Here is a 16,666-nt window from a genome sequence, read left to right as displayed (position 1 = left end):
AAGGGGTTGGTTCAAAGACTAATCCCTTTTACTGTTTTTATACAAGAATAAATTTTTTTTCTGAATTTATACCATATTAAAAACATTGAAAATGATATTTAAACATTGTCCGAACTGCACATCAACCAACGTGGAATTTCCAAATAACGTACGTTTTTTTTGTCACGATTGTCAGTTCACCTACTTTCATAATATAGCAGCAGCCGTGGCAGTTCTATTTACGTACGAACAAAAAATATTATTCACAGTCCGAAATGTTGACCCTGACAAAGGAAAATTAGATCTTCCAGGAGGGTTTATCGATCCTAAAGAAAATGCAGAGGAGGCGGCTTGTCGCGAAATAAAAGAAGAGTTAGGGATAGATGTTCTGCCATCGCAATTAAAGTACATAGGAACACATCCAAATGATTATCTTTACAAAAATGTTCCTTACAGAACGATGGATATATTTTTTGAATGTCCACTAACCAATTCACAAGTGTCGGTAGCGGCAACCGATGAGATCGAAGCTCTCCGTTGGTTGTCAGTCCATACAATCAACTTTGATGAAATAGGATTTGTTTCCATCCGTAATATGGTAAGGAAATATTGTCAAGACCTATTTTCCAAATAAAAGATTATTTATCTATTGATTTACAATATTTTGTGTCAAAATGATAAGCGCTTCTTATCTATGATAACATTTTTTATACGAAACAAAATGAAAAAAAACAACTTTTCTTTTGAATTTCAAAAAAAAGTTATAACTTTGTCCTATGTAATACATATATGAGATGAATAGTTTAATCGCTGCGACGTATGCTCCTATGGATTCGAAAGGGGCAGTATCAACAAAGATTGTTCCTAAGTATGCTGATTTTTTAAAGAGAAACGGAGTTTCTGGTATTTTCGCTAATGGCTCCACAGGTGATTTTGCTTCTCTTTCAGTGGAAGAACGCAAAGAAATTATAGAGGCTTGGGCAGAACAAAAGTCGCCAGATTTTTTCATCACTAACCATGTTGGGGATATCAATTTGAATCATGCAGTTGATTTGGCAAAACATTCAGCGGATAAAGTAGATGCTATAGCTACTTTGGCTCCTTTCTACTTTAAACCTAACTTAGAAAAATTAGTTACTTACTGCAAAACCATAGCTGAGGCTGCTCCAAATATTCCATTTTATTATTATCACATACCAGATCTCACAGGAGCTAATTTTGATATGTGTCAGTTTATGGAAAAGGCAAAACAGGAGATACCTAACTTTGCAGGGTTAAAATTTACTCAGAATAATATGATTCATTTTACTCAAGCAAAGTTGTGTAACAATCAGGAATTTAATGTTCTTTTTGGGGTAGATGAAGCTTTTTTAGCAAGTTTACCATTAGGTGCAACAGGTTGGGTAGGAAGTACTTATAATCATTTGGCTAAGTTGTATTTAACAATTAAAGAACTTTTTGAAAAAGGTAATTATCAGGATGCTGCTGATTTACAACATAAGGCAATTGAGTTTGTTAATATTGTTGCTTCCTACGGAGGGTTTAATGGTGGAGGAAAGAGTTTTATGAGATTATTAGGTGTTGATTGTGGAGTAGCAAGATATCCTCACACGACGCTTACCAATGCCCAATTAAAAGAAATAGAATCGAAATTAGAGAAATTGGGTATAACGAGCTACCTATCAAAATAAGATATAAAATTAATTTTTTCATAATTTTTATTTTTAAGTTTTCTTTTTTATTATTTTAAAAAACGATTGATGTGAATCAATCGTTTTTTTTTTGTAAAATTATTTTTGGAATCTTAGCTGTTTATTACTACCTTTGCGTAGTTAAATTATTAAAAATAAAAAAACAATGAGAAAAGTATTTTTTATTGCGACGCTATTTGTAGCGTTTTTAGTGACCTCTTGTTCAAATAATTCACCCAAATCGGTAGCTGAAAAATTTTTAACTTCTATGGAAAATTCTGATTTTGAAGAAGCTAAAAAATATGCTGACGATTCGATGCAACAGATGTTAGGTATGTTAAGTGGAATGGGAAAAGAACTTCCCAAAGGAAATGAGAAAAAGAAAGTAACAATAACTAAGGTTGAAGAAGATGGTGATAATGCCAAAGCGTTCTATAAAGTCGAGGGTGAAGAGGAAGAAAAAAGTATAGACCTTAAAAAGGTAGATGGTAAATGGAAAGTTACGTTCAATAAAGAAAATTCAAATAAGGAAAATATGCCAAATATGGATGACGTTGACTTAGGAGAAAGTTCTTTAGAAGAAGTTAATGAAGAAGTACAGGAAGCTGTAGGTCAATAGATTAAATTATTGATAATTAGTGTTTTATTTAGATAAATCCCAAGATGAAGAACATATCCGTTAAGATAGTGATTTATTTTGGGATTTTTTTGTTGTTTCTTTTAGGAGGGTTTCATCTGTTTTTTTGGGTGGATCGAAAACAGGAAGTCAAACTTGTGAAACGAAACAGACAAGTGGCACGACTAACTCGCCAAGACATAGCTAAGATCAAAGAAGGAGATATTATTCTCCGCAGAGGCTATGGTTTTTTTAGTGATTTGATTGCTGAGCGTTTGAATGATTCTGTCTATGATGTTACTCATTCAGGAATTTTGTACCTAAAAGACAATGAATGGTGGGTAATTCATTCTCTTTCGGCAGATGCCAGTGATACAGATGGAATGCAAGAGCAACCACTACGCGAATTTTTGACCTATTCCATGCCTGAAAAGATGATGATTGTCCGTACGAAAAATACTTCTGAAGTACAGGGGAAGAAAATAGTGGAACGGGCAAAATATTATTTAGCTAAACGAGTGCCTTTCGATAGGGTAGGGGAGATCGACGAACCTTCAAAAATGTATTGCACCGAAATGATTTGGCAAATTTTGGACGTAGATCTAAAACTAATCGTATTACCCAAAAATCCAGAAGAGCGTAAACGTGTATTTTATTCTATGGTAGGGATGTATGACCCAACATATTTTGATATAATTGTTAATAAATATCCTGTCAACAGTGCTGATTAGCTATTCATAGTTGAGAATAGGATATATGTGTTGTCAAGTATAAGACTATATAATTTTCCTTAATCTGTTGCTTTATAGGGGGTGTATTTTTTAAGTATTTAAATAATCGATAATTGTATTTAAACTATAGTTATGACTTTAGAAATCTGATAATGAGTTAGATAAAAGAAGGAAAGTTATTTTTTCTTTTTAAATTTTAAGGGTTAGGAAATGAATGTTCAGGTGTTAGATATCTGTATTTTCTATTTTTTTTTGTTTTTCAATTTATAAAATTTGTCAATTCAAAAAAAAGTACTACCTTTGCCCCACTTATTAGGTAGAGAAAAATAGTTTTTATTTAAAATAAGATTTTTAAAGATTTAGGACAATGAAAAGAACATTTCAACCATCAAAAAGAAAGAGAAGAAATAAACACGGTTTCAGAGAGCGTATGGCTACTGCAAACGGAAGAAAAGTGTTAGCAAGAAGAAGAGCTAAAGGAAGAAAAAAATTAACAGTTTCTTCAGAACCAAGACATAAAAAATAAGTCGATGGTTGATTTTTATAATATATGAAGGTGTTATCTTTTTTAGGTAACACCTTTTTTTAAAATTTTAAAAAATAATACTTATCTGAATATTATGCCAAAGCGTAAAGATTTAAATTGTGTATTGTTAATTGGTTCAGGACCAATCATTATCGGACAAGCCTGTGAGTTTGACTATTCAGGTTCGCAGTCGTTGCGTTCGCTTCGTGAAGACGGCATCGAAACCGTGCTTATCAACAGCAACCCTGCAACCATTATGACCGACCCTTCAATGGCTGACCACGTCTATTTAAAGCCGTTGAACACCAAATCCATCGTTGAAATTCTGAAAAAACACCCCAATATTGATGCCGTTCTGCCCACAATGGGAGGGCAAACCGCACTGAATCTGTGTATTGAAGCCGCCGAAAAGGGTATTTGGAAAGATTTCGGGGTGGAAATCATCGGGGTGGATATTGACGCTATCCAAATTACCGAGGACCGCGAGAAATTCCGTGTGCTTTTGGACAAAATTGGCATTCCGATGGCTCCGTCCGAAACGGCAAATTCCTTCCTTCGAGGAAAAGAAATTGCTCAGAAATTCGGGTTTCCGCTCGTGATTCGTCCGTCGTTTACTTTGGGCGGAACGGGTGCTTCTGTGGTGTACAAAAAAGAGGATTTCGATACGCTCCTAACTCGCGGTTTGGAGGCTTCTCCCATTCACGAGGTGCTCATTGACAAGGCGTTAATGGGTTGGAAAGAATACGAGTTGGAACTCCTTCGTGATAAAAACGACAACGTGGTAATTATCTGTACCATTGAGAATATGGACCCGATGGGAATCCACACGGGTGACTCTATTACCGTTGCTCCTGCGATGACGCTTTCCGACAGAACCTTCCAGCGTATGCGTGATATGGCAATCAAGATGATGCGTAGTATCGGGGATTTTGCCGGCGGTTGTAACGTGCAATTTGCTGTTTCTCCTGATGAAAAAGAAGATATCATCGCCATTGAAATCAATCCGCGTGTGTCACGTTCGTCTGCATTGGCTTCAAAAGCAACGGGTTACCCAATTGCTAAAATCGCTACGAAATTGGCTATCGGTTATAACTTGGATGAACTTAACAACCAAATCACCAAATCCACTTCGGCACTTTTTGAACCTACATTGGATTACGTTATCGTAAAAATTCCGCGTTGGAACTTTGATAAATTTGAAGGTTCTGACCGCACTATCGGTCTGCAAATGAAATCGGTAGGAGAAGTAATGGGCATCGGTCGCTCGTTCCAAGAGGCACTTCATAAAGCTACGCAATCACTTGAAATTAAACGCAATGGATTGGGAGCTGATGGCAAAGGATACAAAAACTATGAGCAAATCATCGACAAACTTACCAATCCGAGTTGGGATAGAGTCTTTGTGATTTACGACGCCATCGCGATGGGCATTCCGCTTTCGAGAATTCACGAAATCACTAAGATAGATATGTGGTTCTTGAAGCAATACGAAGAACTATACAGCATTGAGAAAGAAATTTCAACCTATAAAATAGAAACACTTCCGAAAGATTTACTATTGGAAGCCAAACAAAAAGGCTTTGCCGACCGCCAAATCGCCCATATGTTGGGATGTTGGGAAAGTGAAGTCTATAAAAAACGTGAAGAATTGGGTATCAACCGTGTATATAAATTGGTAGATACGTGTGCTGCCGAGTTTAAAGCACAAACGCCGTATTATTACTCTACGTTTGAAGCTCCAATTCGTGATGCGAACGGCAATCTTTTCACAGCGAACGATAGTATCGTTTCCGACCGCAAAAAAGTAGTTGTGCTAGGCTCAGGACCGAACCGCATCGGGCAGGGAATTGAGTTCGATTACTGTTGTGTTCACGGAGTGCTTTCGGCTGCCGAGTGCGGTTACGAAACTATTATGATTAACTGCAACCCTGAAACAGTTTCTACGGATTTTGACACGGCAGATAAGCTCTATTTCGAGCCTGTTTTTTGGGAACATATTTACGACATCATTCGTCACGAAAAACCCGAAGGTGTTATCGTTCAGTTGGGCGGACAAACCGCTTTGAAATTGGCTGAAAAACTCCATAAATACGGCATTAAAATCATCGGAACAAGTTTTGACGCGTTGGATTTGGCAGAAGACCGAGGGCGTTTTTCTACTTTATTGAAAGAATTGGGCATTCCGTATCCGAAATTTGGTGTTGCCGAAACTGCCGACGAAGCCTTAAAGTTAGCCGATGAGTTGGACTTCCCGCTTTTGGTGCGTCCGTCGTATGTGTTGGGTGGGCAAGGAATGAAAATCGTTATCAACAAGCACGAATTGGAAGAACACGTGGTGGATTTGCTTCGTAAAATTCCGAATAACAAACTTTTACTCGACCATTATTTAGATGGAGCTATCGAAGCCGAAGCCGATGCTATTTGCGATGGCGAAAACGTGTACATCATCGGGATTATGGAACACATCGAGCCGTGTGGGGTGCATTCGGGCGATAGTAATGCCACGCTGCCACCGTTTAACATTGGTGAGTTTGTGATGCAACAAATCAAAGACCATACACACAAAATAGCTAAAGCCCTAAACACGGTGGGATTGATAAACATTCAGTTTGCCATTAAGGACGACACGGTGTACATCATCGAAGCCAATCCGAGGGCGTCGCGTACCGTTCCGTTTATCGCCAAAGCCTACGGGGAGCCGTACGTGAACTACGCTACCAAAGTGATGCTCGGTGAGAAGAAAGTAACCGATTTCGATTTCCAACCGAAATTGGACGGATTTGCTATCAAACAGCCCGTGTTTTCGTTTAACAAGTTCCCGAACGTGGATAAGCGTTTAGGTCCCGAAATGAAATCTACCGGCGAGAGTATTCTTTTCATAGACGACCTCAAAGACGACCAATTCTATGAACTTTATGCAAGAAGGAAGATGTATCTGTTCAAATAGGCAATAGGAATTAACAAATAGAAAATAGTAAGGGTGAAAATTTTTTCGCCCTTTTTTAACATAAACCTCAAAAGACCGTATATAAAATGCAAACCACCTTTGATTTTTCCACACTTTATGCCCATCCGCTGATTTCGAGTGAACAACTTGAACAAATCAAGGCAGTACATCGGCAGGTGAGTTTCAAGAAAGGAGATTTTATTTTACAAAAAGGCGAAGTTTCCAAAAGTTATTTCGCTTTGCAAAGTGGTATTGCTCGGAGTTTTGTCCACGATTACGAAGGAAACGACATTACTACGGGATTTTTCTGTGAGCAGGAGTTCGTTATCAATGAATTATCGCTTTTTAAACAAGAGCCAAGTTTGGAAAACATCGTTGCCCTGACCGATTGCATAGTGTGGGAAATTTCTTTCGAGGATTTTCAGCAGTTGTACCATTCCATTGCGGGAGTTTCTGAATGGGGGCGACTTTTTATGACCGAAAAACTCTTCCAAACCCAACAACGCTCCCTCGAGATGATTACGCTTCCCGCCAAAGACCGCTATTTACAATTCCTCAAAGACAAGCCACAAGTGATTCAAAGCGTACCTTTAAAATACATCGCCACCTATTTGGGAATTACCGATACTTCGCTGAGTAGAATTCGGAAGGAGGTTTGGTAAAAAAATAGAAAAAAATTTCGTAGATAAAAAATAAAATGTAATTTTGCACCGAAGATGAATTTATTAAAGTTACAGTTATGAACAATTTTTTAGAAAATTTGAGGCATTATTTTGAGAATAATTCTCGTGAAAAGGTTTTGGAAGATTGGGCAAAAACTGAAGAATTTGACCAAGGAGGGGTTCTCATGGAGGATTTTTTAGATTCTATCCAGAAATATCAACCATCGTCGGTTGTTATAAAAACGAGTGAAAATATAACAAATTCATATAGCCCGAAGTTTTCTTCGGGTTTTTTATTAAATCTATACAATTATGCAAAAAGCTTCTTTTTCAATCAAAGATTATTTATTTGATCAAGTAGAAATAAATCTTGAATCTTTTCAAGAGGGAGATTTAAAAATTGATTTTACCCCTGAAGGGATATACGATAATCAAAAACAAATATTTGAGCTTACTTTTGTAGTAACCGTAACCGTTAGTAATTCGTTGAAAGAAAGTCCTTTTATTAAAATAAGATGCAAAGGATTTTTTGCCTTTGAAAATGCTAGTTCCTTTGAAGAAATTCCAGATTTTTTTTACAGAAATAGCATTGCCATACTTTTTCCTTATATAAGGGCTTACATTAGTTTAGTAACCACACAAGCTAATGTTCCAGGGATAATTCTGCCTACCTATAACTTGTCGGGATTGGAAAATCAACTAAGAGAACATACAACTCAAAAATGATTAGAAAAATCTATCAAACCCTTGAGGACAGAAACAATCCTGATGAGGTAGAAAGTCTGGGTCCTTTTTTTTGCAATCGTAAAGATGCGTGGCTTGGCAATGGGTACTATTTTTGGGATTCTTCTATCGATAATGCACATTGGTGGGGAAAAGAAGGGGCTTGTTACAAAAGCTATCTTATTTGTGAGTCTTCTTTTTATTTGAATGAAAAATGCCTTGATTTGTATGATAACCCAGAACATCGCAGTCTTTTTAAAGGCGTTAAAGAGGAGTTAAAAAAACAGGGATTATATAATGAAAATAATAACACAGTTAGAAGAATAATTGAATTCCTGAAAAATAATAAACTCTTTCCCTATGAAGCGGTTAGGGCTGAGGGAAAACTCTCTAAAAAGAGAGAATCCGAATTCTCTAATATAATCTCATTTAACCGGAATAAGCCACAATATCTTGATCTTGATCCAGCGGTTCAAATTTGTTTTGTTAAAAAAAACGCTTCAAATAGAAAGAATTTCAAGATAGTTTACCCACCTGAATATTGTGAAGACTATGTAGTATAATAACTCAAAATCTTGCCTTATGGCAAGATTTTTTTCGTTCCAACTGCTTATTTTTGCCCAAATAAAAACATAACAATGGACACTCTCATATTAAAAACGCAATTTGAAGCCAATTTTGGTTTGATTTTGAAGAATTTAGAAGGAATTTCAGCCGAAGAATCGTTGATTTTTCCACAGAATGAGGCTAATTGTGTGAATTGGCTTTTAGGGCATTTGATTTATTCTCGCAATTTGGTTTTAAAAATTTTGGGTAAAAATTCCGTTTGGAACGATGAACATTTTGCTTTCTACGGAAGATATATCAACGCTAAGGATGTAACAGAAAAACTCATTGATTTTGAACTTCTTAAATCATATTTTCAGCAAACATATAAACCTTTAATGGACGGTTTGGAACAGTTTGAAAATCAACCTAAAAGCAATATCGTAGAACTTTCATTTTTGTCACTGCACGAGATTTATCATTGTGGACAAATCGGGTATGCTCGCCGATTGTTAGGAAAAGAAGGTATGATAAAATAGTTAATTTCTAACTTAAAATCTTGCCTTATGACAAGATTTTTTTCGTTCCAACTGCTTATTTTTGCTCTTAATAATTAAAACGATAAAAAAATGGCAACAAGAATCAATCCGTATTTGAATTTTAATGGGAATTGCGAAGAGGCGTTTAATTTTTACAAAAAGGCTTTCGGGGGCGATTTTACAATGGTGGTTCGTTCTGATGAAACTCCGATGGAAGTGGCTGAAAATGAGAAAAACCGCGTGATGTATATCGAACTTCCGATAGGCGAAAACGACAAACTAATGGGGTCGGACATTTTCGAATCGCTTGGGCAAAAACTTGTTACGGGCAATCACAACTATGTGAGTATTGCCGTAGATAGCAAAGCCGAAGCTGACCGCCTTTTCCACGCACTTTCCGAAGGGGGCGAAATAGAAATGCCTATGGAAGAGCAGTTTTTTGGCTATTTCGGAGATTTTAAAGATAAATTCGGAATCTCTTGGATGATTATTTTTGAGGGGTAAAACTTTTACCAAATATAAGTCTGTTTTCCATAGACGACCTCAAAGACGACCAATTCTGTGAACTCTATGCAAGAAGGAAGATGTATCTTTCCAAATAGGCAATAGAAATCAATAAATAGAAAATAGTAAGGGCGAAGTATTTTTCGTCCTTATTTTTTTATAATTTCTTGACACATTTATAAACTTTGCAAAATTTCTTTTGTAACAGAGATAAAAAATCTTTTCAAAAAAACAATTTAGCAAGATAGGAAAAACAAAATTCTTTTAAACCTTATTACCTTTGTTTCAGAAATTTAAAAGATACAATACTGATGAATACAAAATCCACACAAGCGGACTATCACGAACGAATAAACAAAGTACTCGAATATATCGGCAATCATTTAGATGAAAAAATAGAACTGAAAACCCTTGCCGAAATTGCCAATTTTTCGGAGTTTCATTTCCATCGCATTTTCAAAGCCTTTGTAAATGAATCTGTAGGAGCTTACATTACGCGTTTGCGGGTAGAGGCTTCGGCGATTTTGCTCCGATATTCTAATCTATCGGTTGAGCAGATTTCGGAAAGAGTTGGTTATGAGATGGTTTCGTCCTTGTCCAAATCCTTTAAAAAGTTTTATGATGTAAGTCCTACCGAATACAGAAACAATAAAACATTATATATTATGAGAAAAGAAGAATTTATCACTGAAATCAAACTTAAAGCTCCAAAAATCATTGATTTAGAGCCGAAAAAAGTTATTTATATTGCCCTTACAGGAACTTACGGAACACTCAATTACGGCGATACTTACGCCAAACTTTGGGCTTTCGTTAAGGAAAATAAGCTCTTTACGGCAGGTATTGAACATATTTGCATCTCGCACGATGACCCCAAAATTACGGAGGGAGACAAACAGCGGTCAGACATCTGTTTGGCGATTCACAAACCTGCCAAGCCTCAGAGCGAGGTTGGGGTGAAAGAAATTGAGGGAGGCAAATACGCCGTTTTTCACTATCAGGGTGCGTACGACAATTTAGGGAAAGTGTACGACACAATTTTCGGAAAATGGTTGCCCGAAAGCGGTTACGAACTTCGCAGTATTGTTCCGTTTGAAAAATATTTGAACGATGCCCGAAAAACACCGCCTGAAAAACTTAAAACAGAAATTTATTTACCTATAAAATAATTAGCTATGATACTTACAAAAAAAGAAAAAACAATCGGAATGGTGTTGGCTTTCTTGCTGTTATTGCTGACACTAAGTGGCTCGTGGTATTTCTTCACAGAGCTGAAAGTAAGTCTGTTACAATGGGCAATGTTCAACGCTTGTTCGCCTTCAAGTTTGGTCTATTTGCTTTGTTTTTTGCTGTTTATATGGAAGAAAAAAGCAGTTTTGTTGCCTCTTGCTCTCTTGCCGATGTATTACTTTGGAACGATGGGAATGTTTACTTTCGGTTGGAGCGGAGCCAATATTTTTGCTCAAATATCGCATATCGTGATGACCTTGAACATTGTATGGGTGATTTATCTTTTTGTGAAAAACGCAAATTATCAGGCGTTTGCCAAAGGATTGCTATGGAGTATTTTGCTTTTTGTTCCTTATATCGCTTATGTGATGTACTATTGCCGTATCCACGCCGAAGATGTTTCTAAGCTATTACAGATGAATTAATTATAAAATTTTATTTTCTTAAAGAATACCAAATACAACTCACCCCCACAGACGCCCTCACGGCGTCTTTTCTTTTTAACAGCATTTTAATACTAATCTGCTGAATTTTTACCACTTACGGCACGGATATTGCTGCGTATATCATAAGAATTCCCTACAAGTGATGAGTGTTTACCCATAGGATTTTGATAATTCCCGTACAGAAAAGCATTCTAACGGCAAAGAAGCGAGGTTTGACCTGCATTATATAAGTTCTGACCCATAAGAAATCAATTTTGACCAACAAGAAATAAGTATTTACCAACAAGAAATGAATTCTGACCGACAGGAAATGAATTCTGACTGACAGGAAATCAATCTTGACTGACAGGAAATCAATCTTGACCAATAAGAAATGAATTCTGACCGGTAAAAATCCATTTCTTGCAAGTAAAAATCTATAAAATCAATAGAAAATTAAAAGTTTAATACCAAAAACACAATTATTATGAATGAGAATTTACATAAGAACGAACAAAACTTGAATCAGAATGACCAAAATCTGAATCAAAACGAGCAAACACCAACTCCAAAGAAGCGAAACGTGTATATTTCAATGGAAGAATGGATTCAGCGAATGCGATTAGCGTTTTCTAACGGGAAATTGCCTAACATTCAGGAGAAGATGGGGCTGTTGGGCTATACTACCGAAAAACTTGATGAGCTTTTAACAAAAGTGGTGCGTTTGGAAGAGTTACACCAAATCCAAAAGACGGAATACGCTCAGCAATACGCCGAAACGGAGAAGTTTGACCAAAAATTTTCCGAAATCAATGATTTGTATACCAAGCATTTGGCTTTCTGTAAAATCCTTTTTAAGGGCGATACGTTAGCAGGTGCTTCGCTCGATTTTGCAGGGAAACGCAAAACGGCATATAGCGATTGGTTAGTGCAAGTGGGGAACTTCTATTCGCAATTGCTTAAAAACCCATCGTTTCTAACTAAGTTGCAGTCTATCAACATCAAAGAAGAAGATTTAAAAGCCGTACAAAATAAAATCACAGAGGTCATCGCTCTGAAAGAAAGTCAGAAAAAGGAAACCGCCGAGGCTCAAAAAGCCACCGAAATTCGTGACAAATTCTTCGATGAGCTTTATCCGCAGTACAGCGAGTTTGTAGCTTACGCCAAAGTTGTATTTGCTCATAGTCAGGAGCTTGAGGCTTTGGGCATTGTGACCAAAAAAGGATAAGAAATTAAAAAATTATCGGTAAGGACGTCCGTTGTGGCGTCTTTACTTTTTTTATGTTGGTAATGGATTGAAATATGTTTGATTTTTATTTCTTTGTACTTTTCAATCAAAAAATGTCTATTAAGCCAAAAAGTCAGATGTTAATGACTTTTAGTACAATCGCATTTAATATTTTAACCACTTTAAAATTTCTTTGTACGTAGGTTTCTTGCCGTACATTAGTATACCAATACGGTAAATTTTGGCAGCAATTCCGATAAAAAGGAAGAAAGTAGCATACAGAATTACAACTGAAATTAGTAATTCCCACCACGAGACTCCAAAGGGAACTCGCATCAGCATGACCACAGGCGAGGTCAAGGGAATATACGAAAACACAACTGAAACAGTGCCATGAGGTTCTTCGATAACACTGAAAAATCCGATGTAAACTGCTAATATCAAGGGGATAAGGACAGGCATCAGGAACTGTTGCGTGTCCGTTTCGTTATCCACCATAGCTCCTATGGTAGCATAAATAGAACTGTACAGAAGATATCCTCCGATGAAATATAATAGGAAAGCTCCAAACATTTCCATAAACGGAAATTGGAAAAATGCAACCAGAATTTCGGAAGTAATTCTATCCATTCCCGATTTCGTCATCACAATTTCGTTGGTTGATGATGGACTGATGCCTAAAAAATTTGTTGTAATAGTCATCAAAAGTCCACCGAAAATCATCCAGATTAAAAACTGTGTAAGTCCCGCTAATGAAGTGCCAAAAATTTTCCCTAACATCAATTCAAAGGGTTTTACAGAAGAGATGATAATTTCCACAATCCGATTGCTTTTCTCTTCGATGACGCTTCGCATAATCATATTTCCATAGATGATAATGAACATAAAAATCAAATATCCTGCGATGCCTCCGATAGCGATTTTGATGACACTACTTAGTTCAGAGCTTTTTTCTCCACTGAAGTTTGATAAAGAAATGTGTATGCTTTCACGAGCATGGTCAATTTGATTTTTATTAATTCCTTTTTCGGTTAGGTTCAATTCAAAAAGAGTGTCTTCCAACCTGTTCGACAATTGGTTTATAAGAGTGATATTTGGAGTTTCTTCACTGAAAAATTCGATGTTTTCTTTCCATTTAGGTGTTGTTTTTGAGGGGATATGCAGTAATCCGTATGAATTTTCAGTTAAAACATTTAATTTTGCATCCGAAAGAGTTATGTTTTCAAGAAAAGTATACTTTATTGTTTCAGAATCTTTGAAACTGTCCATAAAAAAACCACTTTCATCTAAAATAGTGATTTTTTTTACGTTACTTGTGCTATTGATTGTTGTTAGATATCCTATCAAAGTTCCAAAAACTACCACTATTAGTGGACTTACAAATGTCATTATGATGAATGATTTATTGCGTATTTTATTGAGATATTCTCGTTTGGTAATAATTCCTATGTGTTTCATTAGATATTTCTACGTTTAATTTTTTGTGTGCAGTGATACATTTGTACTAATCAGAGTTTGGTGTTGATATTCTTGCTTCTCTTTCTTTGATGGATTTAATGAAAATCTCATCCATAGAGGGTATAGATTCAACAAAATGAGTTACTTCAGCCTTTGTTTGTAAAAAATGTAGTAACTCTCCTGTGGATTGTTCGTCCTTTTTGTGTATATTGATTTTCAAGTCGTCGTATAAGCTCTTAAAATTAGCTTCTGAAACGGAAAAATGTTGTTTTAAGTCTTCTAAAATGGCTTTTTTTCGATTTTCATCGATTTTTAAACCAACTTCATACGTGTTATTTTTGAATTTTCGCTTTACATCAATTAATTTTCCTTCCAAAATCTTTTCTGATTTATTAATCAATGCGATGTGATCACATATTTCTTCTACAGACTCCATACGATGAGTGGAAAAAATGATAGTTGCTCCTTTTTCACGTAGATATAGGATTTCGTCTTTGATAATATTTGCATTGATAGGGTCGAATCCACTGAAAGGCTCGTCAAAAATCAGTAATTTTGGCTCGTGAAGTACGGTAACCATAAATTGTATTTTCTGAGCCATTCCTTTAGAGAGTTCTTGTACTTTTTTATTCCACCAATCACCGATATTTAGCCGATCAAACCAAAATTTAAGTCTCTGCTTAGCTTCTATTTTTGATAAACCTTTAAGTTGAGCTAAATACATCACTTGTTCGCCTACTTTCATTGTTTTGTAAAGCCCTCGTTCTTCGGGTAAATATCCAATTTGGTATATGTGTTTATTTTGTAGCGGTTCACCATCGAAAAAAACTTTTCCCGAATCCGGGAATGTAATTTGATTAAGGATTCGAATCAAGGATGTTTTACCTGCCCCATTTGGGCCTAATAATCCAAAAATGCTCCCTTTTGGAACATGTAGTGAAACATCATTTAATGCTATGTGTGAACCGTAGGTTTTACAAATATTTTCTGTAATAATCATATATATCGGCTATTTTCAGTATTTTTTTTAGTGTTTTATGAGTTTAAGTTGTCTTTCAAATTTTGTTTGAAGAATTTCAGTGTAGTATCAGATACAATTAAACAAATGACATAAATACAGACATTTTGAGATTAATGATGCTCCAAACGAGCTAAATAATCAAAATTTTCTCCTTTTGCAATGAGTTCGCAATTCAATCCAACAGAATGAGCAACGTTTTGTAGGGTGTTGTAATCCACATATAACCACGGAAAAGGAGGTTCTTTCTCGCCTTTATATTTTACTAAATACATTAGTTCCCCGTAGTAATCAAATTCTAAAGGTACGTCGTAGGAGCCATCCGCATTTTGGTCGAACATATATATGATGTCAGAGGAATCAGTTAATATTTGTCCTTTTGGAGCTAAAAGGCTTTTGATTTTAGCAAAAAAAGTTCCCATTTTGCGAAGTCGTCCACACATCCCTGCTCCATTCATCAGTAGTAAGATGGTATCAAATTGCCCTTCAAAGGTCATTATATCTCCAACATAAGTATTTTGTAGACCTCGTAATTTACATACTTCAATGGCTTTGGGTGATATATCAACCGAATGAACTTCCAATCCTCGTTCATTTTGCAGATAGAGTCCATGAGTTCCTGCACCACATCCTATATCCAGCACTTTTCCTTTCGCTAATTGTAGAGCTTTCTTCTCTAACGGAGGCATCTCTGAAAAAGAACGAAATAGATAGGGCAAAGGCAATACATCTTCCTCTGAAATAGAAGTTTCTGTTTTGATGTCTTCCGTATAATTTCCTTGTTGATAGTCTAATAATGCTTGTCCAAATAAGTCCTTCATTATGCTTATTTTAGTAGATTTTCGAGATTTGGAATAAGTTTTTTGTGGTCAATATTTCGAGCTACGATAATTCCGTTTTTGTCAATTAACATAGCTGTCGGCAACCAACGGATAGCGTATGTCTTTATCGGTTCTGCTTTCCACGCACCTTCAACGAATCCGTGTGTCCAAGTTAGTCCGTCGGTCGCAATCGCGGTTTTCCAATCGTCTTTTTTTCGGTCAAACGACACGCCTAATATGGTAAAATTTTTGTCCTTATATTGATTGTAGAGTTTCACCAGTTCAGGGTTTTCCTTACGACAGTCGGGACACCACGAAGCCCAGAAATCGATAAGTACCACTTTCCCCCTCAAATCACTCAAGCAAATGGTGTTTCCTTCTAAGTCTTCCATCACAATCTCAGGAGCAACTTGTCCAGGTTGTATTTTTTCCAATTGAGCGATAGCTCCATCAAGTTCTTCAATATAAGTGTTTCTTGATAAATTTTGATTTATCCTTTTTCGAAGTAAAATTAAAGATTCGTAGTCATATAAATAGGCATTTCTTGCTAAAAAATAGGCTATAACAGGCGAACTGTTGTCTTTTTGGAGTAAACTGTCCAAATTTATACGTTTTGTCGCATTCAAATCATCATACTTCTTGAATAATTCAGTATTTTCACTGCCAAAGGCTTCTGAAATTTGCCAATTATCGTTGAGAGTTATGGAGATATCAGCGTTTTCTAAGAAAAAATTAGCCCTTTTTCCTGAATTTCCTAATCGAATAGCGTGTACTAAAGGTTCTTGTAACTTTCCTTTAAACGTAAAGGTTTGATTTTTCGCTTCTACCGAGTCTACAACGGTATATTCACGGTTTTTATACTCCAATAAATATACTTTTTCATTTACGTTTGTAGGTAACTTTCCGTTTAGCGTAAACGAATCGGATTCTTGCTTCATAGTATTATTACAAGAAAAAATACTTCCTAATATACTTACTAACAGTATTTTATGTTTGTTGTTCATACAGAATGTTTTTTAGAT

Annotated in this window: 19 protein-coding genes; 15 read left to right on the top strand and 4 right to left on the bottom strand. The window is 36.0% G+C overall.

Features of this window, described 5'->3' with window-relative positions:
• The first annotated feature begins 85 nt into the window (after positions 1-85).
• The 15 genes from ACF3OB_RS02250 (at position 86) to ACF3OB_RS02180 (ending at position 12,347) form a co-directional block, all read left to right on the top strand.
• Entirely contained in the window at positions 86-613 is a 528-nt protein-coding gene (locus tag ACF3OB_RS02250) for an NUDIX domain-containing protein (RefSeq protein WP_042009507.1), read from the top strand.
• A 160-nt stretch (positions 614-773) separates the two neighbouring features.
• On the top strand, positions 774-1,670 hold the full coding sequence (locus ACF3OB_RS02245; protein WP_392448165.1) for a dihydrodipicolinate synthase family protein: 897 nt from the start codon (positions 774-776) through the stop codon (positions 1,668-1,670).
• Between the two features lie 166 nt (positions 1,671-1,836).
• Positions 1,837-2,289, top strand: coding sequence for a DUF4878 domain-containing protein (locus ACF3OB_RS02240; protein ID WP_042009505.1), 453 nt, complete (start codon positions 1,837-1,839; stop codon positions 2,287-2,289).
• A gap of 44 nt (positions 2,290-2,333) precedes the next feature.
• Positions 2,334-3,017: a YiiX/YebB-like N1pC/P60 family cysteine hydrolase gene (locus ACF3OB_RS02235; protein ID WP_392448163.1), complete on the top strand. Its 684-nt coding sequence runs from the start codon at positions 2,334-2,336 to the stop codon at positions 3,015-3,017.
• Between the two features lie 367 nt (positions 3,018-3,384).
• The gene (rpmH, locus tag ACF3OB_RS02230) at positions 3,385-3,543 is read left to right on the top strand and encodes a 50S ribosomal protein L34 (RefSeq protein ID WP_002669412.1); all 159 of its coding nucleotides are present in this window, start codon (positions 3,385-3,387) and stop codon (positions 3,541-3,543) included.
• Between the two features lie 94 nt (positions 3,544-3,637).
• Positions 3,638-6,490 carry a carbamoyl-phosphate synthase large subunit gene (carB, locus tag ACF3OB_RS02225; RefSeq protein ID WP_392448161.1) on the top strand — a complete coding sequence of 951 codons (2,853 nt, stop codon included), beginning with the start codon at positions 3,638-3,640 and terminating at the stop codon, positions 6,488-6,490.
• Between the two features lie 86 nt (positions 6,491-6,576).
• Positions 6,577-7,152 carry a Crp/Fnr family transcriptional regulator gene (locus tag ACF3OB_RS02220; protein ID WP_392448158.1) on the top strand — a complete coding sequence of 192 codons (576 nt, stop codon included), beginning with the start codon at positions 6,577-6,579 and terminating at the stop codon, positions 7,150-7,152.
• A gap of 77 nt (positions 7,153-7,229) precedes the next feature.
• A complete protein-coding gene (locus tag ACF3OB_RS02215; protein WP_095894271.1) occupies positions 7,230-7,505 on the top strand; it encodes a hypothetical protein in 276 nt (91 codons plus the stop codon).
• Positions 7,465-7,878: a protein-export chaperone SecB gene (locus tag ACF3OB_RS02210; RefSeq protein ID WP_095894272.1), complete on the top strand. Its 414-nt coding sequence runs from the start codon at positions 7,465-7,467 to the stop codon at positions 7,876-7,878. The genes ACF3OB_RS02215 and ACF3OB_RS02210 overlap by 41 nt, the downstream gene beginning before the upstream one ends.
• Positions 7,875-8,438 (top strand): hypothetical protein, encoded by a 564-nt coding sequence (locus tag ACF3OB_RS02205; RefSeq protein WP_095894273.1) that lies wholly within the window; start codon positions 7,875-7,877, stop codon positions 8,436-8,438. Before ACF3OB_RS02210 ends, ACF3OB_RS02205 begins: the two co-directional genes overlap by 4 nt.
• Positions 8,439-8,513: 75 nt before the next feature.
• Positions 8,514-8,960: a hypothetical protein gene (locus tag ACF3OB_RS02200; protein WP_018278979.1), complete on the top strand. Its 447-nt coding sequence runs from the start codon at positions 8,514-8,516 to the stop codon at positions 8,958-8,960.
• 90 nt (positions 8,961-9,050) lie between these two features.
• Positions 9,051-9,464, top strand: a complete 414-nt coding sequence (locus tag ACF3OB_RS02195) for a VOC family protein (RefSeq protein WP_392448155.1) — start codon at positions 9,051-9,053, stop codon at positions 9,462-9,464.
• Positions 9,465-9,775: 311 nt separating this feature from the next.
• The gene (locus tag ACF3OB_RS02190; RefSeq protein ID WP_392448153.1) at positions 9,776-10,633 is read left to right on the top strand and encodes a GyrI-like domain-containing protein; all 858 of its coding nucleotides are present in this window, start codon (positions 9,776-9,778) and stop codon (positions 10,631-10,633) included.
• Between the two features lie 6 nt (positions 10,634-10,639).
• A complete protein-coding gene (locus ACF3OB_RS02185; protein ID WP_392448151.1) occupies positions 10,640-11,119 on the top strand; it encodes a hypothetical protein in 480 nt (159 codons plus the stop codon).
• Positions 11,120-11,606: 487 nt separating this feature from the next.
• Complete coding sequence (locus ACF3OB_RS02180) at positions 11,607-12,347, top strand: hypothetical protein (protein ID WP_392448149.1); 741 nt, start codon at positions 11,607-11,609, stop codon at positions 12,345-12,347.
• Between the two features lie 165 nt (positions 12,348-12,512).
• Here the strand turns inward: ACF3OB_RS02180 and ACF3OB_RS02175 are convergent, their stop codons facing one another.
• The 4 genes from ACF3OB_RS02175 to ACF3OB_RS02160 all read right to left on the bottom strand — a co-directional run bounded on the left by ACF3OB_RS02175 (position 12,513) and on the right by ACF3OB_RS02160 (position 16,648).
• Positions 12,513-13,805, bottom strand: a complete 1,293-nt coding sequence (locus ACF3OB_RS02175; RefSeq protein WP_392448147.1) for an ABC transporter permease — start codon at positions 13,803-13,805, stop codon at positions 12,513-12,515.
• A 46-nt stretch (positions 13,806-13,851) separates the two neighbouring features.
• Positions 13,852-14,805, bottom strand: a complete 954-nt coding sequence (locus ACF3OB_RS02170) for an ABC transporter ATP-binding protein (RefSeq protein ID WP_042009496.1) — start codon at positions 14,803-14,805, stop codon at positions 13,852-13,854.
• 131 nt (positions 14,806-14,936) lie between these two features.
• Positions 14,937-15,644, bottom strand: coding sequence for a class I SAM-dependent methyltransferase (locus tag ACF3OB_RS02165; RefSeq protein ID WP_392448145.1), 708 nt, complete (start codon positions 15,642-15,644; stop codon positions 14,937-14,939).
• A 5-nt stretch (positions 15,645-15,649) separates the two neighbouring features.
• Positions 15,650-16,648: a redoxin domain-containing protein gene (locus ACF3OB_RS02160; RefSeq protein WP_392448142.1), complete on the bottom strand. Its 999-nt coding sequence runs from the start codon at positions 16,646-16,648 to the stop codon at positions 15,650-15,652.
• Positions 16,649-16,666 lie beyond the last annotated feature (18 nt).

This window comes from Capnocytophaga canis (genome assembly GCF_043187445.1).
GTDB lineage: Bacteria > Bacteroidota > Bacteroidia > Flavobacteriales > Flavobacteriaceae > Capnocytophaga > Capnocytophaga canis.
Note: the sequence above shows the minus strand (reverse complement) of the source record. Positions and strands in the feature narration are given on the sequence as shown.

Excerpts from the sequence above, each read along its gene's own strand:
- ACF3OB_RS02205 (WP_095894273.1), top strand. The coding sequence starts at position 7,875 with ATGATTAGAAAAATCTATCAAACCCTTGAGGACAGAAACAATCCTGAT.
- ACF3OB_RS02190 (WP_392448153.1), top strand. The coding sequence starts at position 9,776 with ATGAATACAAAATCCACACAAGCGGACTATCACGAACGAATAAACAAA.
- ACF3OB_RS02235 (WP_392448163.1), top strand. The coding sequence starts at position 2,334 with ATGAAGAACATATCCGTTAAGATAGTGATTTATTTTGGGATTTTTTTG.
- ACF3OB_RS02160 (WP_392448142.1), bottom strand. The coding sequence starts at position 16,648 with ATGAACAACAAACATAAAATACTGTTAGTAAGTATATTAGGAAGTATT.
- ACF3OB_RS02220 (WP_392448158.1), top strand. The coding sequence starts at position 6,577 with ATGCAAACCACCTTTGATTTTTCCACACTTTATGCCCATCCGCTGATT.
- ACF3OB_RS02215 (WP_095894271.1), top strand. The coding sequence starts at position 7,230 with ATGAACAATTTTTTAGAAAATTTGAGGCATTATTTTGAGAATAATTCT.
- ACF3OB_RS02175 (WP_392448147.1), bottom strand. The coding sequence starts at position 13,805 with ATGAAACACATAGGAATTATTACCAAACGAGAATATCTCAATAAAATA.
- carB (WP_392448161.1), top strand. The coding sequence starts at position 3,638 with ATGCCAAAGCGTAAAGATTTAAATTGTGTATTGTTAATTGGTTCAGGA.
- ACF3OB_RS02210 (WP_095894272.1), top strand. The coding sequence starts at position 7,465 with ATGCAAAAAGCTTCTTTTTCAATCAAAGATTATTTATTTGATCAAGTA.
- ACF3OB_RS02240 (WP_042009505.1), top strand. The coding sequence starts at position 1,837 with ATGAGAAAAGTATTTTTTATTGCGACGCTATTTGTAGCGTTTTTAGTG.
- rpmH (WP_002669412.1), top strand. The coding sequence starts at position 3,385 with ATGAAAAGAACATTTCAACCATCAAAAAGAAAGAGAAGAAATAAACAC.
- ACF3OB_RS02185 (WP_392448151.1), top strand. The coding sequence starts at position 10,640 with ATGATACTTACAAAAAAAGAAAAAACAATCGGAATGGTGTTGGCTTTC.
- ACF3OB_RS02180 (WP_392448149.1), top strand. The coding sequence starts at position 11,607 with ATGAATGAGAATTTACATAAGAACGAACAAAACTTGAATCAGAATGAC.
- ACF3OB_RS02170 (WP_042009496.1), bottom strand. The coding sequence starts at position 14,805 with ATGATTATTACAGAAAATATTTGTAAAACCTACGGTTCACACATAGCA.
- ACF3OB_RS02195 (WP_392448155.1), top strand. The coding sequence starts at position 9,051 with ATGGCAACAAGAATCAATCCGTATTTGAATTTTAATGGGAATTGCGAA.
- ACF3OB_RS02165 (WP_392448145.1), bottom strand. The coding sequence starts at position 15,644 with ATGAAGGACTTATTTGGACAAGCATTATTAGACTATCAACAAGGAAAT.
- ACF3OB_RS02200 (WP_018278979.1), top strand. The coding sequence starts at position 8,514 with ATGGACACTCTCATATTAAAAACGCAATTTGAAGCCAATTTTGGTTTG.
- ACF3OB_RS02245 (WP_392448165.1), top strand. The coding sequence starts at position 774 with ATGAATAGTTTAATCGCTGCGACGTATGCTCCTATGGATTCGAAAGGG.